This window comes from Pseudomonas sp. PS01298 (assembly GCF_029959745.1).
Classification (GTDB): Bacteria; Pseudomonadota; Gammaproteobacteria; order Pseudomonadales; family Pseudomonadaceae; genus Aquipseudomonas; species Aquipseudomonas aylmerensis.
Map to the genome: position 1 here is coordinate 38,168 of NZ_JASCPP010000007.1, position 22,207 is coordinate 60,374.

Consider the following 22,207-nt stretch of genomic DNA (forward strand, 5'->3'; position numbering starts at 1 on the left):
CTCGTTGCCGCCTTCGCCTAGTTCAGACGAATGGATAAGCGTTACTCTGCTTTCAGGCCATCGGCCGATACAGCTTTAACGCCTTTGATTTTCTTGGTGATGTTCACCGCGGTAGTTTTCTGTGCTTCAGTCACAGCGACCGAAGAGGACAGGGAAACTACACCCTTATTGGTTTCGACTTTGATGTCGGTACCAGGAATGCCTTTCTCGGTTACCAGGTCAGCTTTCACTTTGGTGGTGATCCAAGTGTCCGAGGTGGACTCTTTGGCACCTGCAGCTGCGCTTTTGGTTTTGTCGACGTTGTCTGCCTTGGTAGCGCCGCCAGCCAGCAGGCCATCAGCAGAAACTGCAGTTACGCCTTTGATTTTCTTGGTGATCGCTACAGCGGTCGCTTTTTGCGAATCCGAAATGGCTACGGTCGACGAGAGGGAAACCACACCTTTGTTGGTTTCAACCTTGATGTCCGAACCAGGAATGCCTTTTTCGGTCAGCAGATCAGACTTAACTTTGGTGGTGATCCAAGTATCCGAAACGCTTTCTTTTGCCTTGGTGGCTTCACCCGCCGCCATGGTCATTGGAGCTTGGGAAGTCTGGGCAAAGGCCACGTTAGCACCCATGGCCAGGGTCAGAGCGGTAGCAGTAGCGAGAGCGAACTTCTTCATACGAGTAACTCCTGTTTTATTAAAAGTCTGCAGTGTGTGAACCTTGATGCTGCAGCGTTAACAGGGATATTGCAGACAGTGTGCCAAGTCTCGATATCCAAATAAATCCTTATAAAACAATACGTTAAGAAAACACGCTTTTTTCGGAATCGTGCAACTTGCATGAACCTGACCGATGCTGCATGCAAGTTGCGGTTTTTTTCGATTTACTAAGCGCCTGATTTACCGGCATTTTCTCACGGACATAAAAAAAGGACCCCGAAGGGTCCTTTTTCCAGCTTAAAGCCTGCGGGTATTTAAACGCCCGAAGCCTTGGCTGCTGCTACGTCCTTGATGGACAGCTTGATACGGCCGCGGTTGTCCACGTCCAGTACCAGCACTTCCACTTCCTGGCCTTCTTTCAGGATGTCGGTCACTTTCTCGACGCGAGCATCGCTCAGCATGGAGATGTGAACCAGACCGTCCTTGCCAGGCAGGATGTTGACGAATGCGCCGAAGTCGACGATGCGCTCAACCTTGCCGACGTAGATCTTGCCGATCTCGGCTTCAGCGGTGATGCCCAGAACGCGCTGACGTGCTGCTTCAGCCGCTTCCTTGGTTTCGCCAAAGATCTTGATCGAGCCGTCGTCTTCGATGTCGATCGAAGCCTTGGTCTCTTCGCAGATCGCACGGATGGTCGCGCCGCCTTTACCGATGACATCACGGATTTTGTCGGTGTCGATTTTCATCGCGATCATGGTCGGAGCATTTTCCGACAGCTCGGTACGCGACTGACCAATGATCTGGTTCATCTGGCCGAGGATGTTCAGGCGCGCTTCCAGGGCTTGGCCCAGAGCGATTTCCATGATCTCTTCGGTGATGCCCTTGATCTTGATGTCCATCTGCAGCGCGGTCACACCCTTGGCGGTACCGGCTACTTTGAAGTCCATGTCGCCCAGGTGGTCTTCGTCACCCAGGATGTCGGTCAGGATGGCGAACTTCTCACCTTCTTTAACCAGGCCCATGGCGATACCGGCAACGGGTGCCTTCATCGGCACACCAGCGTCCATCAGTGCCAGGGAAGCACCGCACACGGAAGCCATCGAGCTGGAACCGTTGGACTCGGTGATTTCCGAGACAACACGGATGGTGTACGGGAACACGTCAGCCGCCGGCAGCATGGCCTGGACCGAACGACGGGCCAGACGGCCGTGACCGATTTCGCGGCGACCAGCGCCACCCATGCGACCACACTCGCCCACCGAGAACGGAGGGAAGTTGTAGTGCAGCATGAACGGGTCTTTTTTCTCGCCTTCCAGGGTGTCCAGCAGCTGTGCGTCACGGGCAGTACCCAGAGTCGCGACTACCAGGGCCTGGGTTTCACCACGGGTGAACAGGGCCGAACCGTGAGTCTTCGGCAGAACGCCGACTTCGATATTCAGCGGACGCACGGTGCGCGTGTCGCGACCGTCGATACGTGGCTTGCCGTTTACGATGTTTTCGCGAACGGTGCGGTATTCGATTTCACCGAATGCAGCTTTGACGTCGCTGGCGGAAGACTGGCCTTCTTCGCCGGACAACTTGGCCACAACCTGATCCTTCAGCTCGCCCAGGCGAGCGTAACGGTCGGCCTTGACGGTGATGGTGTAGGCGTCGGAGATAGCAGCGCCGAACTCGGAGCGGATAGCACCCAGCAGTTCGGTGGCTTCCGGGGCAGCAGCCCAGGTCCAGGTTGGCTTGGCAGCTTCGGCAGCCAGCTCGGTGACAGCCTTGATGACAGCCTGGAATTCGTCGTGGGCGAACAGCACGGCGCCCAGCATCTGGTCTTCGGTCAGCTCTTTGGCTTCCGATTCAACCATCAGAACGGCTTCCGAGGTACCGGCAACGACCATGTCCAGGCTCGATGCTTTCAGTTGTTCGTAAGTCGGGTTCAGCAGGTAACCGGTGCTCTCGTGGAAAGCAACGCGGGCTGCGCCGATCGGACCATCGAAAGGAATACCGGAGATGGCCAGGGCAGCCGAAGTACCGATCATCGCAGCGATGTCCGGATCGGTTTTCTTGCTGGTGGAAACGACGGTGCAGACAACCTGCACTTCGTTCATGAAGCCTTCTGGGAACAGCGGACGGATCGGACGGTCGATCAGTCGGGAAGTCAGGGTTTCTTTCTCGGAAGGACGGCCTTCGCGCTTGAAGAAACCGCCAGGGATCTTACCGGCAGCGTAAGTCTTTTCCTGGTAGTGAACGGACAGAGGGAAGAAGCCCTTGCTCGGGTCAGCGGTCTTCGCGCCGACTACGGTCACCAGTACGGTGACGTCATCGTCAACGGTGACCAGCACTGCGCCGGAGGCTTGACGGGCGATACGGCCTGTCTCGAGGGTAACGGTCGACTGACCGAACTGGAATTTTTTGATAACCGGGTTCACGGTGTCCTACCTTCTTTGTGGCTCTTGGGGAACTTGTCTTCTTGCGAAATTCTTGGGCAATGCCGGGAGTCGGCCCGACTGCTGTCCAGGGTAAAACGTGTGTCCAGATAAAACTTGAGGCTGGGAGCCTGCCATGGGCCAGCGGGAATCCCACTGACACACGACAGACAACCAACCTCTAGCGCAATCGCTTATTAGCGACGCAGACCCAGGCGACCGATCAGAGCCTGATAACGACCCAGATCCTTGCCTTTCAGGTAGTCCAGCAGCTTACGGCGCTGGTTTACCATGCGGATCAGACCACGACGGGAGTGGTGATCTTTACCGTTGGCCTTGAAGTGACCTTGCAGCTTGTTGATGTTGTGGGTCAGCAGTGCAACTTGCACTTCTGGCGAACCAGTGTCACCAACAGCTTGCTGATAGTCAGCTACGATTTGTGCTTTTTCTTGAACGTCGAGAGCCATGAGGCAATCCTTTTTTCAGGAAACCACCCAAAGGGCAGTCTCAACAGGCCAGGGACAAATCCCTGTATCTAAAAATGAGTAGTGACCGTGCCTGTTAACAGCCACCCTCGTTCCAGTTTGCGTAAAATCTACTGCGCTTTTACCACAAACTGGTTCCGGTCATTCTGACCGAATCAGTCGACGCGGCGCGATGCGCCCGTCTTCGCTCACTTCACCGATACCGATAAAGCGACCGTTATGATCCTGTACTCGCACCATGCCGAACTTCGGGGCATCCGGGGCACGTACCGGCTGGCCGTTGAGCCAGTAGAACGCGCTGTGCTCCGAGAAGTGCAGCAATGGCCAATCCAGCAAACCACTGTCCGATGGCATCAGGAAGCGATCCACCGCTTCATTGCCGCCTTCGGCGTGAACCGCTTCCAACTCTTCCAGCGTCACCGTCTGGGCCAGGCTGAAAGGTCCGGCCTGGGTACGTCGCAGCTCTGCAACGTACGCGCCGCAACCGAGCTTTTCACCGATATCTTCCACCAGGGTACGGATATAGGTGCCTTTGCTGCAGTCCACGGCCAGGCGCGCAGTGTCACCTTCACAGGCGAGCAATTCCAAGCGCGCAATAGTAACAGAACGCGGTTCGCGCTCCACTACTTCGCCCGCACGTGCCAGCTTGTAAAGAGGCTGCCCATCGCGCTTGAGAGCCGAGTACATCGGTGGTATCTGACTGATTTCTCCACGAAAAGCGGGTAAAGCAGCCTCGATATCAGCACGACCAACGGTCACGTCGCGAACCTGCAGAACATCACCTTCGGCGTCAGCCGTGGTGGTGGTCTTGCCCAGTTGCATCAGGGTTTCATAACCCTTGTCGGAATCGAGCAGGTATTGCGAGAACTTGGTGGCCTCGCCAAAGCACAACGGCAATACACCGGTGGCCAGGGGATCGAGGCTGCCGGTATGCCCGGCCTTCTCGGCATTGAGCAGCCAGCGAACCTTCTGCAACGCAGCATTGGAGGTAAAGCCAATGGGTTTGTCGAGCAGAATGATGCCGCTGACATTGCGACGAATACGTTTGACCTGAGCCACCGCTTACTCCTTGGCGTCTTCAGGTGTGGACGGGTGCTGGCTGTCTTCAGCCACGGCGCGCTCGATGAGTGCCGACAGGTGCGCACCACGCACGACGCTTTCGTCGTAGTGGAAGTGCAACTGGGGCACGCTGCGCAGCTTCATCTCACGGGCCAACTGCATGCGCAGGAAACCTGCAGCCGAGTTGAGCACCTTGATGCTTTGCGCGATTTCTTCGCTGCTGTCCTGGCCCATCACGGTGATGAAAATCTTCGCGTGACCAACGTCACGGCTCACTTCAACAGCGGTGATGGTGACCAGGCCAACGCGGGGGTCTTTGACTTCGCGACGGATCAGTTGGGCCAGCTCACGCTGCATCTGATCGCCGATACGCTGGGTACGGCTGTATTCTTTTGCCATGTCTTGTTACCTGTTACTGCCACACGGTGAAACCCGTGGGGTCTGAAAGCGGCAAACGCCCGGCCTGACAAAAGCCAGACCGGGCGTTGCGTTTAGAGTCCGGACACTGCGCGGGGCATCTGCATGCCCGCACGCCGTGTGGCTCCTGAAGTGCGCGAGTTAGAGGCTGCGAGCAACCTGAACCTTCTCGAAGACTTCGATCTTGTCGCCAACCTTGACGTCGTTGTAGCTCTTGACGCCGATACCGCATTCCATGCCGGCACGCACTTCAGAAGCGTCATCCTTGAAGCGGCGCAGGGATTCCAGCTCGCCTTCGAAGATAACGATGTCTTCACGCAGTACGCGGATTGGACGGTTACGGTACACGGTGCCTTCGACAACCATGCAGCCGGCGATCGCGCCGAATTTCGGCGAGCGGAACACGTCACGTACTTCGGCGATACCCAGGATGTTCTCCCGGACGTCACTGCCAAGCATGCCGGTAAGGGCCTTCTTGACGTCTTCGATGATGTCGTAGATGACGTTGTAGTAACGCATGTCCAGGCCTTCCTGCTCGACGATCTTGCGAGCGCCAGCATCGGCACGCACGTTGAAGCCGAACAGTACAGCGTTGGAAGCCAGTGCCAGGTTGGCGTCGGATTCGGTGATACCACCGACACCGCCACCGACAACGCGCACTTGCACTTCGTCGTTACCCAGGCCGTTCAGGGCGCCGTTCAACGCTTCGAGGGAACCACGGACGTCAGATTTGAGGACGATGTTAAGCGTCTTCTTCTCTTCCTGGCCCATGTTCTCGAAGATGTTTTCCAGCTTGCCAGCGTGAGCACGGGCCAGTTTGACTTCGCGGAACTTGCCTTGACGGAACAGAGCCACTTCACGGGCTTTCTTCTCGTCGGCAACCACGCTCATCTCGTCGCCAGCGTCCGGCGTACCGTCCAGGCCGAGGATCTCGACCGGGATAGCTGGACCTGCTTCCTTGATTGGCTTGCCGTTCTCGTCGAGCATGGCACGTACACGGCCGTAGTTCGAACCGACCAGCACCATGTCGCCTTGGCGCAGGGTACCGTCTTGAACCAGGACGGTCGCGACCGGGCCACGGCCCTTGTCGAGGCGGGACTCAACCACGACACCACGGCCAGGAGCCGATGGAGTAGCAGTCAGTTCCAGAACTTCGGCTTGCAGCAGAACGGCTTCGAGCAGTTCGTCAACGCCGGTACCCATCTTCGCAGAGACCGGTACGAATGGAGTGTCGCCACCCCACTCTTCGGAAGTCACGCCGTGAACCGACAGTTCGCTACGGATGCGATCGAGATCAGCGCCCGGCTTGTCGATCTTGTTCACGGCAACCACCAGCGGCACGCCAGCCGCTTTCGCGTGCTGAACAGCTTCGATGGTTTGTGGCATCACGCCGTCGTCCGCTGCAACCACCAGGATCACGATGTCGGTCGCCTTGGCACCACGAGCACGCATTGCGGTAAACGCGGCGTGACCCGGGGTATCGAGGAACGTCACCATGCCACGGTCGGTTTCAACGTGGTAAGCGCCGATGTGCTGGGTAATGCCGCCGGCTTCGCCTGCAGCTACCTTGGCACGACGGATGTAGTCGAGCAGGGATGTCTTACCGTGGTCAACGTGGCCCATTACGGTCACGACGGGCGCACGGGAAACAGCCTCGCCTTCAAACTTCAGGGACTCGGCCAGGGAATCTTCCAGGGCGGTGTCGCTGACCAGGGTCACTTTGTGGCCCAGCTCTTCAGCAACCAGTTGGGCAGTTTCCTGATCCAGTACCTGGTTGATGGTGGCCGGAGTACCCAGCTTGAACATGAACTTGATGATTTCAGCAGCCTTGACCGACATCTGCTGGGCCAGATCGCCCACAGTGATGGTCTCGCCGATCTTCACTTCACGCACGACAGGGCCGGTTGGGCTCTGGAAACCGTGGGCGTTGCGTTTTTTCAGCTTGGCCTTGCCGCGACCACCACGACGGAAGCCATCGCTTTCTTCGTCGGTAGTACGTGGGGCAACGCGTGGAGCAGGCGCTTTCTCTTTGACCGAGGCACGATGCGGAGCGTTTTTGCGCTCGCCATCACCGCCACCACCACGACGATTGTTATCGTCGGCACGTGGCTTGTCTGGACGACGCGGTTCGTCGCGCTTGCGGGCGTCAGCTGCAGGAGCAGGTGCGGCGGCAACCGGAGCGGCCTCACGCACAGCTTCTACCGGCGCGCTTGGCGCGGCGACTGCTTCAGTGGCAGCAGGTTGCGCAGCAGCAGGCTGGCGACGCGCTTCTTCTTCGGCGCGACGCTTGGCTTCTTCTTCAGCCTTCTGACGAGCAGCATTTTCTACTGCGCGACGTTCTTCCAGTTCGCGTTTGCGCTCGGCTTCGATTTCTTCCGGGCTGCGCTGTACGAAGACTTTCTTCTTGCGTACTTCAACGCTGATGCTCTTGCTACCAGCAACACGCAGTGTGCTGGTGGTTTTGCGCTGCAATGTAATCTTGCGCGGTTCTTCCACTTTCGCCTTGTGGCTGCTCTTCAAGTGAGTCAGCAAAGACTGCTTCTCACTATCGCTCACACCTTCATCGGCGGCGGTGTGCGGCAGACCTGCCTCACGCATCTGCTGCAACAGGCGCTCTACCGGTGTTTTGACCTCATCGGCCAGTTGTTTCACCGTGACTTGCGTCATGCACTTCTCTCCTCAGGCCGCGCCTAATTACTCGAACCAATGGGCTCGGGCGGCCATGATCAACTTGCCGGCACGATCATCGTCAATGCCGTCGATGTCGAGCAGATCGTCAATAGACTGCTCGGCCAGGTCTTCGCGGGTAATTACGCCGCGCACCGCCAGTTCCATCGCCAAATCCTTGTCCATACCCTCAAGCGAGAGCAGGTCTTCGGCCGGATGGGCGTCTGCCAGCTTTTCCTCAGTAGCGATGGCTTTAGTCAACAAACGATCCTTGGCCCGAGCGCGAAGCTCGTTGACGGTGTCTTCGTCAAAGCCGTCGATGTTGAGCATTTCTTCCAACGGTACGTAGGCAATCTCTTCCAGGCTGGTGAAGCCTTCATCTACCAGCACCTGCGCCAGGTCTTCGTCGACTTCCAACTCGTCGATGAAGTTGCGCAGGATGTCACCGGTTTCAGCTTGCTGCTTAGCCTGGATGTCCGATTCGGTCATCACGTTCAGGGTCCAGCCGGTCAGTTGGCTGGCCAGACGCACGTTCTGACCACCACGACCAATGGCCTGAGCCAGATTGTCTGCGCCAACGGCGATGTCCATTGCATGGGCATCTTCGTCAACGATAATTGCCGCCACTTCAGCCGGCGACATGGCGTTGATCACGAACTGCGCCGGGTTATCGTCCCACAGGACGATGTCCACACGCTCACCGCCCAATTCGCCCGACACTGCCTGGACGCGCGAACCGCGCATACCAATGCAAGCGCCTTGCGGGTCGATGCGTTTGTCCTTGGAGCGAACCGCGATCTTGGCGCGCGAACCCGGGTCGCGGGACGCAGCCATGACTTCGATCAGGCCTTCGGCAATTTCCGGCACTTCAATACGGAACAGCTCGATCAGCATTTCCGGCGCGGTACGCGACAGGATCAACTGAGGGCCGCGGTTCTCGGTGCGGATTTCCTTGAGCAGCGCACGCAAACGCACGCCAACACGGAAAGTTTCGCGAGAGATAATGTCTTCGCGGGCCAGCAACGCTTCGGCGTTGTTGCCCAGGTCGACGATCACGTTGTCGCGGGTAACTTTTTTCACGGTGCCGGAGATGATTTCACCCAGGCGCTCGCGATAAGCGTCAACGACTTGAGCGCGCTCGGCTTCGCGAACCTTCTGCACAATGACCTGCTTGGCGGTCTGTGCAGCAATACGGCCGAATTCGATCGATTCGATCTTTTCTTCGACGACATCACCGACCTTGGCGCCAGGGTGCGTTTCAGCAACCTTGCTTGGCCAGGTTTCGATGGCCGGATCATCAAGATCGGCTTCTTCGACGACCGTCCAGCGACGGAAAGTCTCATAGGCACCGGTGTGGCGGTTGATTTCCACACGCAGATCAACTTCGTCTTCAAAACGCTTTTTGGTTGCAGTGGCCAGGGCCAGCTCCAGCGCTTCAAAAATCACGTTTGCCGGTACGCCCTTTTCATTGGATACCGACTCAACAACCAGCAGTACTTCTTTGCTCATCGTACGCCTCGCCTTTCGCAAGCCATTGGATCCGCGGGATCCGCGTCTCAGTCAAAACTGGGAATAATGTTGGCCTTGTCGATCATATCGATCGGCAACAGGAACTCATGGTCTTCTACCTGCACCACGACATCCTGTTCTTCTACACCGCGCAGAAGGCCCTGAAAGTTGCGACGCCCTTCGAACGGGGATCGCAGCTTGATCTTCACTTGTTCACCGGCAAATTTTGCAAACTGATCAATAGTGAACAGTGGGCGTTCCATGCCTGGCGAGGAAACTTCGAGGGTGTATTCAACGGAGATCGGATCTTCAACATCCAGGACACCGCTGATCTGACGGCTGACAATGGCACAATCGTCCACCAGCACGCCGCCCTCTTTATCGATATAAACGCGCAACATTGAGTGGCGACCTTGAGCCGAAAACTCAATACCCCAGCATTCATAGCCTAGGGCCACGACCACCGGGGCCAACAAGGCCTGCAACTCTTCTAGCTTGCTCGACACCTGAACCCCCTCGTGCATGTATGTGCATGCTGTGCAAAATAAAAAAATGGGCGAAACGCCCATCCTTGAAACGCCGTCGAACAGCGGCGTTGAAAGTGTCCAGCTAACAAAAAGCCCCTTAAAAGGGGCTCCGCTAAAACTGGTTGCGGGGGCCGGATTTGAACCGACGACCTTCGGGTTATGAGCCCGACGAGCTACCAGACTGCTCCACCCCGCGACAAAGCTGGGGCGGAAGTATACGACCGATCCCTTACAGGGTCAATGTAACCTTCCACCTACAAGAAAGCCCGCAACAGCGGGCTCTCCTGATAATTGGTACCGAGAAGGGGACTCGAACCCCTACACCCTATGGGCACAACCACCTCAAGGTTGCGTGTCTACCAATTCCACCACCTCGGCAATACAGCGTTTACAACCCTTCTTACTTCTGCTCTTGAGCTGGAGGTACGTCAGTCGCTGGAGTAGCCGACTTTTGCTCTTGAAGCACCGGGACATCATCAGAAGCCGGTTTTGCTTTTGGTACTTCCAACACTGCTGGGTTTGGGAGACCTACTTGAGTCAGCACATGAGCTTTCTCTTTAGCAAAGTAACCTAACCCCAAGCTGGTTATGAAGAAACCGGCGGCAAGTATAGCAGTAAACTTACTAAGAAAGGTAGAGGAACCTTGGCTTCCGAACACAGTATTTGAAGCACCTGCACCGAAAGACGCACCAGCATCCGCACCTTTACCCTGTTGCAACAAAACCAGGGCAACTACGCCCAGGGCAGCCAACAGATGAAAAACGACTACGACTGTTTCCAGCATTTTTTCAGTTTCCCGCGGCGCGACAGATCGCACCGAACTCATCTGCATTCAGGGAAGCTCCACCAATGAGCCCCCCATCGATATCCGGCATGCCGAACAGTTCGACCGCATTGGCCGCCTTCACGCTGCCGCCGTATAGAAGTCGCACACCTTGTGCGACTTCAGAATTCTCTGCCGCCAACTGCGCGCGGATGGCTGCGTGCACATCCTGCGCCTGTTGCGGTGTAGCAGTCAGCCCGGTACCAATGGCCCAGACCGGCTCGTAAGCAATAACTGCCTTTGCAAACGCACCAACACCCAGCTCCTCGATGATGCTGCCCAGCTGACGCGAGACAACTTCAAGAGTCTTGCCCGATTCACGCTGCTCCAGGGTCTCCCCTATGCACAACACTGGAATCAAGCCACAAGCCTGTGCCGCTGCGAACTTGCGATTGAGTGTCCCATCACGCTCGCCCATCATCTGACGGCGCTCGGAGTGCCCGACAAGCACATAGGAACAACCCGCATCGACCAATTGACTCGGTGCAATCTCACCGGTCAACGCACCTTGCATGGCTTCCACCGCAGAATTCTGCGCGCCGACCTGAATCGACTTGCCTTTCAAGCCATCAACTACTTGAGTGATATGCAAGCAAGGCGGGAAAACCGCGACATCAACACCGCTAGGCAAGGCCAAATGACGAAGGCCATTGATCAGCTCAGCGACACTGGCGCGGGTACCGTGCATCTTCCAGTTACCAGCTACCATAGTGCGACGCATGCTGTACCTCGTCGGTCAAAGTGGGCGCAGATGTTACCCAACCACATCATCACTGGCAAGCCGAATTCAGGCGCAAACTTCAGTTACCAGTTTTGCCAGGTCTTCGGCATGGCCGCGAACCTGAGTTTCGTCGTCACCTTCGACCATGACACGCACCAGAGGCTCTGTGCCGGACTTGCGCAACAACACCCGGCCACGCCCCGCCATTGCCAGGGTCACACGCTCGCACGCCTCTTTGACAGCGGGATGCTCGATCGGGTTTTCGCCACCGGCAAAACGCACGTTGAGCAATACTTGTGGGCACTTGCGCAGGGCCTGGCGCGCCTGGGCCAGGCTCTCTTCACGGCGACGCAGGGCCAATAGCACCTGCAGCGCAGCAATGATCGCGTCACCGGTGGTGGTGTGCTGGAAGCAAACAACATGCCCCGAGTTTTCCCCACCGATCTGCCAGTTACGCTCAAGCAACTCGGCGATCACATAGCGGTCACCGACATTGGCACGCACGAACGGAATGCCAAGATCTGCCAGGGCCAACTCCAACCCCAGGTTGCTCATCAGCGTACCGACGACACCCCCTTGCAGCTTGTTACGCTCATGCAGGTCGCGAGCAATGATGAACAACAGGTCATCCCCGTCGACCACGGCGCCGGTGTGATCCACCATGAGCACGCGATCGCCGTCACCGTCGAAGGCAATGCCCAGGTCCGCATGCTCGGCCAGGACCGCCGCCTGCAGCTGGCCCATATGCGTCGAGCCACAGTTGTCGTTGATGTTCAACCCGTTAGGCTGGGCCGACAGCACTGTCACATCAGCCCCAAGCTCCTTGAATACGCTCGGGGCCACCTTGTAGGTCGCACCATGCGCGCAGTCGACAACAATTTTCAGCCCGGCAAAATTGGTGCTGCTTGGTACGCTGCTCTTGCAGAATTCGATGTAGCGGCCAGAGGCGTCGTTGATACGCGACACCTTGCCCAGCTTGCTGGACTCAACCACCGTCATCGGTGCGTCCAGCAGCTCTTCGATCATCAACTCGATCTCATCCGGCAGCTTGGTGCCCAGACCCGAGAAAAACTTGATGCCGTTGTCATCATGGGGATTGTGAGAAGCACTGATGACAATCCCGGCTTCCGCGTGGAAGGTACGCGTGAGGTAGGCAATAGCCGGCGTCGGCATCGGCCCCAACAGCATCACATCGGCGCCCGCGGCGGACAAACCAGCTTCCAGTGCGGATTCAAACATGTACCCGGAAATTCGAGTGTCCTTACCCACCAGGATGCGGCAGGCGCCCATGCTACGGAACGCCATACCTGCCGCCCACCCCAGCTTGAGCATGAAATCCGGAGTAATCGGAAACTCGCCGACCCGCCCACGGATACCGTCGGTGCCAAAATATTTTTTAGTCATAAGTGCTCCATCATTCTTATTCGGCTGATTCTACCGCGGCAATCATGCGCACCACATCCACCGTCTCGGCGACATCATGCACGCGCAAGATACGCGCACCCTTGGTCATAGCAAGCGCCGCGAGTGCGAGACCGCCGTACAACCGCTCACCTACCGGACGATTCAGTGCCATCCCTATCATGCTCTTGCGCGAAACACCGACCAACAGGGGCCGACCAAGGGCATGCAGGGACTCCATGTGCTTGAACAGGCTTAAGTTGTGCTGCAAGGACTTGGCGAAGCCAAACCCTGGATCCAGGATAATCTTTTCAGGCGCAATCCCGACTGCGGCGCATTGAGCGACCCTTTCAGCCAGGAAGCTGCTCACTTCACCCACCAGGTCATCATAGTGCGGGTTGTCCTGCATAGTGCCGGGCTCACCCAGCATATGCATCAGGCACACCGGCAGACCGGTAGCCGCTGCGGCGTCCAGGGCGCCGTCACGCCGCAGGGAACGCACGTCGTTGATCAACCCCGCCCCCAGGCGCGCCGTCTCACGCATGACTGCCGGGGTGGAAGTATCGACCGAGATAATGACATCCAGCTCGCGAGCAATGCGCTCGACAATCGGCGCCACACGCTCCAGCTCCTCCAACGGAGAAACCACCCGAGCGCCCGGCCGAGTCGACTCACCGCCGACATCAATCAGGGTCGCCCCCGCCGACACCATTGCTTCGGCATGGCGCAACGCAGCATCGAGCTGGCTGAAGCGGCCGCCGTCGGAAAAGGAGTCAGGGGTGACATTAAGAATGCCCATCACGTGCGTATGGGCCAAATCAAGAACCCGGTTGCCGCAAGGCAACCGGGTGGAGGACAACACAGAAGTCATTTCAAACCTTAGTGGTCAGCTGCCGGACCACCGATCGGGGTTTCAGGGCGTTCGTTCTGCACGACAGGCGGAGTGCCAGAGGTGCCCGAACCACCTTCCCAATCACGCGGCTCACGCGGCGTACGGCCTGCCATGATGTCGTCGATCTGGTCAGCATCGATAGTCTCGTACTTCATCAACGCGTCAGCCATGGCGTCCAACTTGTCACGGTTGTCGGTCAGGATCTGCTTGGCCGTGCCATAGCACTGGTCAATGATGCTGCGCACTTCGGAGTCGATCAGCTTGGCTGTCTCGCCGGAGAAGCTGGCACTCTGACCACCACCCCCACGACCCAGAAATACCTCACCCTCTTCCTCGGCGTACATCAACGGACCGAGTTTCTCCGACAAGCCCCACTTGGTCACCATGTTCCGCGCAATCTGACTGGCACGCATGATGTCATTGGAAGCCCCGGTCGTTACGCCATCAAAGCCCAGGGTCATCTCTTCAGCAATTCGACCGCCGTACAGTGAGCAGATCTGGCTGATCAGCGCACGCTTGGAGAGGCTGTAACGATCCTCTTCCGGCAGGAACATGGTGACACCCAGCGCCCGACCCCGAGGAATGATCGACACCTTGTAGACCGGGTCATGCTCTGGCACAACGCGACCCACAATGGCGTGACCGGCTTCGTGATAAGCGGTGTTCTGCTTTTCTTTCTCGGACATGACCATGGATTTGCGCTCTGCGCCCATCATGATCTTGTCTTTCGCCAGTTCGAACTCTTTCATCTCGACGATGCGCTTGCCTGTACGGGCCGCGAACAACGAAGCTTCGTTGACCAGGTTGGCCAGGTCGGCACCGGAGAAACCCGGCGTACCACGCGCAATCACTGCCGGAGCGACATCGTCACCCATTGGCACTTTGCGCATGTGGACTTTAAGTATTTGCTCGCGACCACGGATATCCGGCAAGCCCACGACAACCTGACGGTCGAAGCGGCCTGGACGCAGCAGCGCAGGGTCCAGCACGTCAGGACGGTTGGTCGCAGCGATGACGATGATGCCGTCGTTCATCTCGAAACCATCCATCTCGACCAGCAACTGGTTGAGGGTCTGCTCACGCTCATCGTGACCACCGCCCATGCCAGCACCACGATGGCGACCAACAGCGTCGATTTCATCGATGAAGATAATGCATGGTGCGTGTTTCTTGGCCTGCTCGAACATATCGCGAACGCGGCTGGCGCCGACACCGACGAACATTTCGACGAAGTCAGAACCGGAAATGGTGAAGAAAGGCACCTTGGCTTCACCGGCAATCGCCTTGGCCAGCAAGGTTTTACCAGTACCCGGAGGACCGACCATCAGCACACCGCGAGGAATACGGCCGCCCAGGCGCTGGAACTTGCCCGGATCGCGCAGGAATTCAACCAACTCACCGACTTCTTCCTTTGCCTCGTCGCAACCCGCGACGTCAGCCAGGGTGGTCTTCACCTGATCTTCGGAGAGCAGGCGCGCCTTGCTCTTGCCGAAGCTCATCGGCCCGCCCTTGCCTCCCGCACCGCCTTGCATCTGGCGCATGAAGAACATGAACACGGCGATGATCACCAGGATCGGGAAGCTGGCGACCAGAAGTTGAGTCCAGATGCTCTGCTGCTCAGGCTGCTTGCCCTCGACAACCACATGGTTATCCACCAGGTCGCCGATCAGACCGTTGTCCTGAATGGCCGGACGAATGGTCTTGAAGCTGTCGCCATCGTTGCGTTTGCCGGTGATCACGTAGCCATCAACCGCCACGCGCTCGACCTTGCCATCCTTAACTTGCTGGATGAAGTCGGAATAGTTGAGGGTCTGCGGCTCGTTAGGGCTGGAGAAGTTGTTCATCACCGTCACCAGGACAGCCGCGATGATCAACCACAGGATCAGATTCTTTGCCATATCGTTCAATTAACTACCCTCTGAAGCAAGCTCCGCTACTGGCGCGCGCTTCGCATGATATTCACCGGCCTAACTTACTACATTACCTACAACTCTGGCAGGCGCCGTCTGTAACCCTTTGTGAAACTTTGACTACACAATATTCGTAAAGCTTCGTGACGAAAGCGATATAAAAAAACCTATCGACTCCCTTCAAACCTTCAAAGACGCTCATCACTGGCAGCGCCTTCAATGCCGCGGAACCCCCGCGCCAGCAGATATTGCTCGCGAGACCGGTCCCGGGAAGAGTCCGGTTTACGCATCTGTACCTTGTCGAACAGCTTGCGGATATTCTTGTGGTACTCGTCGAAGCCTTCACCCTGGAAGACCTTGACCAGGAAATCACCACCCGGACGCAATACCCGCCCCGCCAGATCCAATGCCAACTCGCAGAGGAACATGGCTCGCGGCATATCAACAGCCGGTAATCCACTCATATTGGGGGCCATGTCGGAAATCACAAGGTCTACCTGCGAATTTCCGACGGCTTCCAGGATCTCGGCCAGTACGGCGTCCTGGGTGAAGTCGCCGTGCACGAAGGTTACATCCGGGATGCTGTCCATCTCGAGGATGTCGGAAGCGATCAATCGGCCTTGCCCGCCAATCAGACGACTGGCCACCTGGGACCAGCCACCGGGTGCTGCACCCAGGTCGATCACGCTCATGCCGGGGCGAAACAATTTGTCCTTGTCCTGGAGCTCCAGCAGCTTGTAGCTGGCCCGGGACCGGTAGCCGTCCTTCTGCGCCTTTTTGACGTAAGGATCGTTGAAATGCTCTTGCAGCCACTTAAGGCTAGTTTTGGAACGGGCCACGGGCCACCTCGAAAAATAAAACGGGTCGTGATTAACTGGGCGGTCCCGGACTCGCTCGGGTAAACTGGCCGCCGCTTTTTACAAGATCAGACGCAGGGGTCAGATTATGCCGCTCACTCAAGAGCAGAAGAAACAGTACAAATCCATTGGCCACCATCTGAAACCAGTTTTGATTGTGGCAGATAACGGTTTGACTGAAGGTGTGTTAGCCGAATTTGAACGCGCACTGAACGATCACGAACTGATCAAGATCAAGGTCAATATCCTTGACCGTGAAGCGCGCCTGGCCGCCATTGCAGAACTGTGCAAGGTTGGCAAAGCGGACCTGGTCCAGGTCATCGGCAAGATGGCGCTGCTGTATCGCAAGAACTTCAGCGTCAACAAGCAACTGTCGAACGTTCATCGCTTCAAATGACAACAAGGGTCACGGGCGTGCTTCGCGCGCCCCGCCACTCCATCCCGGTGCAGGCTGTATAACCAGCACCAGGCCGGAGAACCCTAGCACAAGATAGCTGAATAACTGCCAGCGCAACGCTTCCGGCAGCCACACATGCACGATGCAGTACATCGCACATGCATACAGCGCCATCAACAGCAGTTGGCCGCGAATATCCCGCCACAAACTCCCCAAGCCTTCGGCCTTGACCAGCACCAACGCCTGGAGCGTCACGCACGCCGCCGCAAAACCCACCAGCAGCGCACTCAGTAATCCATCGATCTCATCGATCAGCAACGGTGCCAGGCCAATCAGGCCCAGCGCCGGCAACACACCAATGTGCAACAACCACAGGCCGCCCACCCAAAGCATCTGGGCAAGCTGCCAAAGCATGGCGCCCGCACGAAGCGGGCGCCGCCGTTCAGACGTGACGGACTTCAACAATCTCGTACTCGATCACGCCACCCGGCGTCTTGACCGCCACCACGTCACCCTCTTCCTTGGCAATCAAGGCGCGGGCAAGCGGGGAGCCGACGGAGATCTTGCCGAGTTTGAAGTCAGCTTCGTCTTCCCCGACGATGTGGTAGACCACGCTTTCGTCAGTCTCGACGTTGGCGATTTCCACGGTGGTGCCGAAAATCACCTTGCCGGTCTTCGGAATGGTCGTTACGTCGATGACCACCGAGTTCTGCAGGCGGCCTTCGATGTCACGGATCCGCGCCTCGACCATACCTTGCTGCTCGCGAGCAGCGTGGTATTCGGCGTTTTCCTTAAGGTCACCCAGTTCGCGGGCCGTACCGATGTCCTGGCTCAGCTTTGGACGTACGACCTTGGTCAGATGGGCGTGCTCCTCTTCCAGGGCCTTGAAGCCCTGGACGGTCATTGGGTATTTGGTCATGCCTTCAATCCTGCGTGTAGATCCTGCAAGCGACGCACGGTCTTTTCCGGACCGAACTTGAGTGCTTCACAGATGGCTTCGCCAGCAGCAATGGTGGTGGTGCAGTAGATCTTGTGCTGCAAGGCGTTACGACGAATGGAATAGGAGTCCGCGATCGACTGGCGACCTTCGGTGGTGTTGATGATCAGCGTGACTTCGTCATTCTTGATCATGTCGACCACGTGCGGACGGCCTTCCGTCACCTTGTTCACGCGACGCACTTTCAGGCCGGCAGCCTCGATCAGCTTGGCGGTCCCGGCGGTGGCCACGACTTCAAAGCCCAAGTTGATCAGATCACGGGCCACGCCTGCAACCAGTGGCTTGTCGTCATCACGCACGCTGATAAACGCAGTACCGCCGGTCGGCAGCACTTCGCTGGCACCCATCTGGGCCTTGGCGAATGCTTCACCGAAGGTATCGCCCACGCCCATCACTTCACCGGTGGACTTCATCTCTGGGCCCAGGATCGGGTCCACACCAGGGAATTTGGCGAATGGGAACACCGCCTCTTTCACACTGTAGAAGTTCGGAATGATTTCCTTGGTGAAGCCGATTTCCTTCAGGGTCTTACCGGCCATCACGCGGGCAGCGATCATGGCCAGGGACACACCGATGCACTTGGAAACAAATGGCACGGTACGCGAAGCGCGCGGGTTGACTTCGATGACGTAGATGTCTTCGCCTTGCAGCGCCAACTGTACGTTCATCAAGCCGACCACGCCCAGTTCCAGGGCCATTTTCTTGACCTGTTCGCGCATCTCGTCCTGGATGTGCGCCGGCAGCGAGTACGGTGGCAGCGAGCACGCCGAGTCACCGGAGTGAACACCCGCCTGCTCGATGTGCTGCATGATCGCGCCGATCACGACGTCAGTGCCGTCGCAGACCGCATCCACATCCATTTCGATGGCGCAGTTGAGGAAGTGGTCCAGCAGCACCGGGCTGTCGTTGGACACTTTCACCGCATCGCGCAGGTAACGCTTGAGTTCTTCTTCTTCGTAGACGATTTCCATCGCCCGACCGCCCAGTACGTAGGACGGACGCACCACCAGCGGGTAGCCGATCTTGCTGGCGGCGCGGATAGCCTCGTCTTCGCTGCGCACGGTGGCGTTCGGCGGCTGACGCAGGTTCAGGCGTTCAACCATCTGCTGGAAGCGCTCACGGTCTTCCGCACGGTCGATGGCATCTGGGCTGGTGCCAATGATCGGCACGCCGGCCGCTTCAAGGGCACGCGCCAGTTTCAGCGGGGTTTGGCCGCCGTACTGGACGATCACGCCTTTTGGCTTCTCGACGCGCACGATTTCCAGCACGTCTTCCAGGGTCACTGGCTCGAAATACAGGCGATCAGAGGTGTCGTAGTCGGTGGAAACAGTTTCCGGGTTGCAGTTGACCATGATGGTCTCGTACCCGTCTTCGCGCAGGGCGAGAGCGGCGTGTACGCAGCAGTAGTCGAACTCGATACCCTGGCCGATACGGTTCGGACCGCCGCCCAGGATCATGATCTTGTCGCGACCCGACGGGGCGGCTTCGCACTCTTCCTCATAGGTGGAGTACAGGTAGGCGGTGTCGGTGGAGAACTCGGCGGCGCAGGTGTCAACGCGCTTGTAGACCGGGAAGATCTCCAGCTTGTGGCGATGCGTGCGCAGGTTCTTCTCGGTCACACCCAGCAGCTTGGCCAGGCGCTGGTCGGAGAAGCCTTTGCGCTTGAGGCGGAACATCATGTCGCGGTCGATGCTGGCCAGACCCAGGGTCTTGACCTTCTCTTCTTCCTTGATCAGATCTTCGATCTGCACCAGGAACCACGGGTCGATCATGTTCATGCCGAAGATGTCTTCGACGGTCATGCCGGCGCGGAAGGCGTCAGCCACGTACCAGATACGCTCGGCGCCCGGCACGGTCAGCTCGCGCTTGAGCACGCTCATGCTTTCCGGGTTGCTCAGGTCGAGCTTCTCGTCCAGGCCGCAAACGCCCACTTCCAGGCCGCGCAGGGCTTTCTGCAGGGATTCCTGGAAAGTACGGCCGATGGCCATGACTTCACCAACCGACTTCATCTGAGTAGTCAGGCGCGCGTCAGCCTTGGCGAATTTCTCGAAGGCGAAACGTGGCAGCTTGGTGACGACGTAGTCGATGGACGGCTCGAAGGACGCCGGGGTCTTGCCGCCGGTGATGTCGTTCGACAGCTCATCGAGGGTGTAACCCACAGCCAGCTTGGCCGCGACCTTGGCGATCGGGAAGCCGGTCGCTTTCGACGCCAGGGCCGACGAACGCGATACACGCGGGTTCATCTCGATCACGACCATGCGGCCAGTGTTCGGGCAGATACCGAACTGAACGTTGGAACCGCCGGTTTCCACGCCGATCTCGCGCAATACCGCCAGGGAGGCGTTACGCAGGATCTGGTATTCCTTGTCGGTCAGGGTCTGTGCCGGAGCAACGGTGATCGAGTCACCGGTGTGCACGCCCATCGGGTCAAAGTTTTCGATGGAGCAGACAATGATGCAGTTGTCCTTTTTGTCGCGGACAACTTCCATTTCATATTCTTTCCAGCCGATCAGCGATTCGTCGATCAGCAGTTCCTTGGTCGGCGACAGGTCCAGACCACGGGCGCAGATTTCTTCGAACTCTTCACGGTTGTAGGCGATACCGCCACCGGTGCCGCCCATGGTGAAGGACGGACGGATGATGCACGGGAAGCCGAGGGTCTCGAGGACTGCGTTGGCTTCTTCCATGGTGTGGGCGATACCGGAGCGCGGGCACGCCAGGCCGATGGACTTCATCGCCTTGTCGAAACGCGAACGGTCTTCAGCCTTGTCGATGGTGTCGGCATTCGCACCGATCATCTCTACGCCGAACTTCTCCAGCACGCCTTCGCGCTCCAGGTCCAGGGCGCAGTTCAGTGCAGTCTGGCCGCCCATGGTAGGCAGCAGTGCGTCCGGACGCTCTTTCTCGATGATCTTGGCGACAGTCTGCCACTTGATCGGCTCGATATAGGTGGCGTCGGCCATGGCCGGGTCGGTCATGATGGTCGCCGGGTTGGAGTTCACCAGGATGACGCGGTAGCCCTCCTCGCGCAGGGCTTTACAGGCCTGGGCGCCGGAGTAGTCGAATTCGCAGGCCTGGCCGATAACGATCGGGCCAGCGCCGAGAATCAGGATGCTTTTTATGTCTGTACGTTTTGGCATGGGTTTGTCACTCAAATCCGCAGGTCAGTCGGCAAGCCGTCTTGAACATTCTTTGAAGAGCCTGCGGGGGCCACCGACAGTCGGGGCCGCCCGCAGGCCACTCAGTCAGCGTCGCTTGGCCATCTCATTGATGAAACGGTCGAACAGCGGCGCTACGTCGTTCGGGCCCGGGCTTGCTTCAGGGTGGCCCTGGAAGCTGAATGCGCTCTTGTCAGTGCGCTCGATGCCTTGCAGGGAGCCGTCGAACAACGACTTGTGAATTGCGCGGACGTTGCCCGGCAGGGTCGCTTCATCCACCGCAAAGCCGTGGTTCTGGCTGGTGATCATCACAACGCCAGTGTCCAAGTCTTGCACAGGGTGGTTGGCACCGTGGTGGCCGTGCCCCATTTTCAGGGTCTTGGCGCCGGAGGCCAGGGCCAGCAACTGGTGACCCAGGCAGATACCGAAGACCGGAATTTCGGTTTCCAGCACATCCTTGATCGCCTGGATGGCGTAGTCGCAAGGCTCAGGGTCACCGGGGCCGTTGGACAGGAACACGCCGTCCGGTTGCAGGGCGAGCACATCGCTGGCCGGGGTTTGCGCAGGCACCACGGTCACGCGGCAACCGCGCTCGACCAGCATGCGCAGGATGTTGTACTTGATGCCGTAGTCATAGGCGACGACGTGGTAAGGCAGCTCAGCAGCCTCTATGGTCGCGTGACTGTCAGTCTTCAAGTCCCAGACGGTGGAGCGCCACTCGTACTTTTCCTTGGTGCTGACGACTTTCGCCAGGTCCATGCCTTTCAGGCCAGGGAAGCCTTGCGCAGCAGCGATCGCTGCCTCTTCGGAAATATTCTCACCGGCCATGATGCAGCCGTTCTGCGAGCCTTTTTCACGCAGGATGCGTGTCAGGCGACGCGTATCGATACCGGCGATTGCCACAACATTGTTGGCTTTCAGGTAATCGGACAGCGACATCGTGTTACGCCAGTTGCTCGCGACCAGTGGCAGGTCACGAATTACCAGACCCGCCGACCAGACACGATCAGACTCGACGTCTTCCGGTGTAGTACCGGTGTTGCCGATGTGCGGATAGGTCAGGGTAACGATCTGTTGGGCGTAGGAAGGATCGGTAAGGATTTCCTGATAGCCGGTCATGGCGGTGTTGAACACCACCTCTCCAACGGTTTGACCGTCGGCTCCAATGGCTTCGCCGCGAAAAATGCTGCCATCAGCAAGGGCGAGTATGGCTGGCTTAGTCAAGAAGACCTCCCGTAAATAAAGCCTGAAAGGGCGATCGCAGGTTGTAAAAAAGCGGAGTGACGTATGGACACGTCACCCCGCTTCTTCACCGAATTATTCTGC

19 protein-coding genes and 2 tRNA genes are annotated in these 22,207 nt (G+C 58.0%); 1 reads left to right on the forward strand and 20 read right to left on the reverse strand.

What is annotated here, in order from left to right:
* Nucleotides 1-41 precede the first annotated feature (41 nt).
* The 16 genes from QMX97_RS05170 to rlmE all read right to left on the reverse strand — a co-directional run bounded on the left by QMX97_RS05170 (nucleotide 42) and on the right by rlmE (nucleotide 16,311).
* On the reverse strand, nucleotides 42-662 hold the full coding sequence (locus tag QMX97_RS05170; protein ID WP_065910272.1) for a BON domain-containing protein: 621 nt from the start codon (nucleotides 660-662) through the stop codon (nucleotides 42-44).
* A 296-nt stretch (nucleotides 663-958) separates the two neighbouring features.
* Nucleotides 959-3,064 carry a polyribonucleotide nucleotidyltransferase gene (pnp, locus tag QMX97_RS05175; protein ID WP_282396307.1) on the reverse strand — a complete coding sequence of 702 codons (2,106 nt, stop codon included), beginning with the start codon at nucleotides 3,062-3,064 and terminating at the stop codon, nucleotides 959-961.
* A 194-nt stretch (nucleotides 3,065-3,258) separates the two neighbouring features.
* Nucleotides 3,259-3,528, reverse strand: coding sequence for a 30S ribosomal protein S15 (gene rpsO, locus QMX97_RS05180; RefSeq protein ID WP_003176135.1), 270 nt, complete (start codon nucleotides 3,526-3,528; stop codon nucleotides 3,259-3,261).
* Between the two features lie 159 nt (nucleotides 3,529-3,687).
* Nucleotides 3,688-4,605, reverse strand: a complete 918-nt coding sequence (truB, locus tag QMX97_RS05185; protein ID WP_034117853.1) for a tRNA pseudouridine(55) synthase TruB — start codon at nucleotides 4,603-4,605, stop codon at nucleotides 3,688-3,690.
* Nucleotides 4,606-4,608: 3 nt separating this feature from the next.
* Nucleotides 4,609-5,004: a 30S ribosome-binding factor RbfA gene (gene rbfA, locus QMX97_RS05190; protein WP_016973761.1), complete on the reverse strand. Its 396-nt coding sequence runs from the start codon at nucleotides 5,002-5,004 to the stop codon at nucleotides 4,609-4,611.
* Nucleotides 5,005-5,163: 159 nt separating this feature from the next.
* Nucleotides 5,164-7,689, reverse strand: coding sequence for a translation initiation factor IF-2 (gene infB, locus QMX97_RS05195; protein ID WP_025857113.1), 2,526 nt, complete (start codon nucleotides 7,687-7,689; stop codon nucleotides 5,164-5,166).
* 27 nt (nucleotides 7,690-7,716) lie between these two features.
* Nucleotides 7,717-9,198: a transcription termination factor NusA gene (gene nusA / locus QMX97_RS05200; RefSeq protein WP_008057419.1), complete on the reverse strand. Its 1,482-nt coding sequence runs from the start codon at nucleotides 9,196-9,198 to the stop codon at nucleotides 7,717-7,719.
* 47 nt (nucleotides 9,199-9,245) lie between these two features.
* Nucleotides 9,246-9,704: a ribosome maturation factor RimP gene (gene rimP, locus QMX97_RS05205; protein WP_003235029.1), complete on the reverse strand. Its 459-nt coding sequence runs from the start codon at nucleotides 9,702-9,704 to the stop codon at nucleotides 9,246-9,248.
* Between the two features lie 140 nt (nucleotides 9,705-9,844).
* Nucleotides 9,845-9,921, reverse strand: a tRNA-Met gene (locus QMX97_RS05210).
* 96 nt (nucleotides 9,922-10,017) lie between these two features.
* Nucleotides 10,018-10,103: transfer RNA gene (locus QMX97_RS05215), tRNA-Leu, on the reverse strand.
* A gap of 22 nt (nucleotides 10,104-10,125) precedes the next feature.
* Nucleotides 10,126-10,509 (reverse strand): preprotein translocase subunit SecG, encoded by a 384-nt coding sequence (secG, locus tag QMX97_RS05220; protein WP_010206600.1) that lies wholly within the window; start codon nucleotides 10,507-10,509, stop codon nucleotides 10,126-10,128.
* Nucleotides 10,510-10,513: 4 nt separating this feature from the next.
* Nucleotides 10,514-11,269, reverse strand: a complete 756-nt coding sequence (gene tpiA / locus QMX97_RS05225) for a triose-phosphate isomerase (RefSeq protein WP_058427650.1) — start codon at nucleotides 11,267-11,269, stop codon at nucleotides 10,514-10,516.
* Between the two features lie 66 nt (nucleotides 11,270-11,335).
* A complete protein-coding gene (gene glmM / locus QMX97_RS05230) occupies nucleotides 11,336-12,673 on the reverse strand; it encodes a phosphoglucosamine mutase (RefSeq protein WP_065910270.1) in 1,338 nt (445 codons plus the stop codon).
* A gap of 16 nt (nucleotides 12,674-12,689) precedes the next feature.
* Nucleotides 12,690-13,541 (reverse strand): dihydropteroate synthase, encoded by an 852-nt coding sequence (folP, locus tag QMX97_RS05235; protein ID WP_282396317.1) that lies wholly within the window; start codon nucleotides 13,539-13,541, stop codon nucleotides 12,690-12,692.
* An 8-nt stretch (nucleotides 13,542-13,549) separates the two neighbouring features.
* Complete coding sequence (gene ftsH, locus QMX97_RS05240; RefSeq protein WP_032803717.1) at nucleotides 13,550-15,460, reverse strand: ATP-dependent zinc metalloprotease FtsH; 1,911 nt, start codon at nucleotides 15,458-15,460, stop codon at nucleotides 13,550-13,552.
* 200 nt (nucleotides 15,461-15,660) lie between these two features.
* Nucleotides 15,661-16,311 carry a 23S rRNA (uridine(2552)-2'-O)-methyltransferase RlmE gene (rlmE, locus tag QMX97_RS05245; protein WP_010206606.1) on the reverse strand — a complete coding sequence of 217 codons (651 nt, stop codon included), beginning with the start codon at nucleotides 16,309-16,311 and terminating at the stop codon, nucleotides 15,661-15,663.
* Nucleotides 16,312-16,417: 106 nt separating this feature from the next.
* Between rlmE and QMX97_RS05250 the strand changes: the two genes are divergently transcribed.
* Nucleotides 16,418-16,726, forward strand: coding sequence for a YhbY family RNA-binding protein (locus QMX97_RS05250; protein ID WP_010206607.1), 309 nt, complete (start codon nucleotides 16,418-16,420; stop codon nucleotides 16,724-16,726).
* Between the two features lie 9 nt (nucleotides 16,727-16,735).
* On the opposite strand, the gene QMX97_RS05255 is transcribed toward QMX97_RS05250, so the two are convergent.
* The 4 genes from QMX97_RS05255 to carA all read right to left on the reverse strand — a co-directional run bounded on the left by QMX97_RS05255 (nucleotide 16,736) and on the right by carA (nucleotide 22,105).
* A complete protein-coding gene (locus tag QMX97_RS05255) occupies nucleotides 16,736-17,140 on the reverse strand; it encodes an MFS transporter (RefSeq protein ID WP_120449941.1) in 405 nt (134 codons plus the stop codon).
* 28 nt (nucleotides 17,141-17,168) lie between these two features.
* Complete coding sequence (gene greA / locus QMX97_RS05260; RefSeq protein WP_003235048.1) at nucleotides 17,169-17,645, reverse strand: transcription elongation factor GreA; 477 nt, start codon at nucleotides 17,643-17,645, stop codon at nucleotides 17,169-17,171.
* Nucleotides 17,642-20,863, reverse strand: a complete 3,222-nt coding sequence (carB, locus tag QMX97_RS05265; protein ID WP_065910267.1) for a carbamoyl-phosphate synthase large subunit — start codon at nucleotides 20,861-20,863, stop codon at nucleotides 17,642-17,644. The genes greA and carB overlap by 4 nt, the downstream gene beginning before the upstream one ends.
* A gap of 105 nt (nucleotides 20,864-20,968) precedes the next feature.
* Entirely contained in the window at nucleotides 20,969-22,105 is a 1,137-nt protein-coding gene (gene carA / locus QMX97_RS05270; protein WP_065910266.1) for a glutamine-hydrolyzing carbamoyl-phosphate synthase small subunit, read from the reverse strand.
* Nucleotides 22,106-22,207 lie beyond the last annotated feature (102 nt).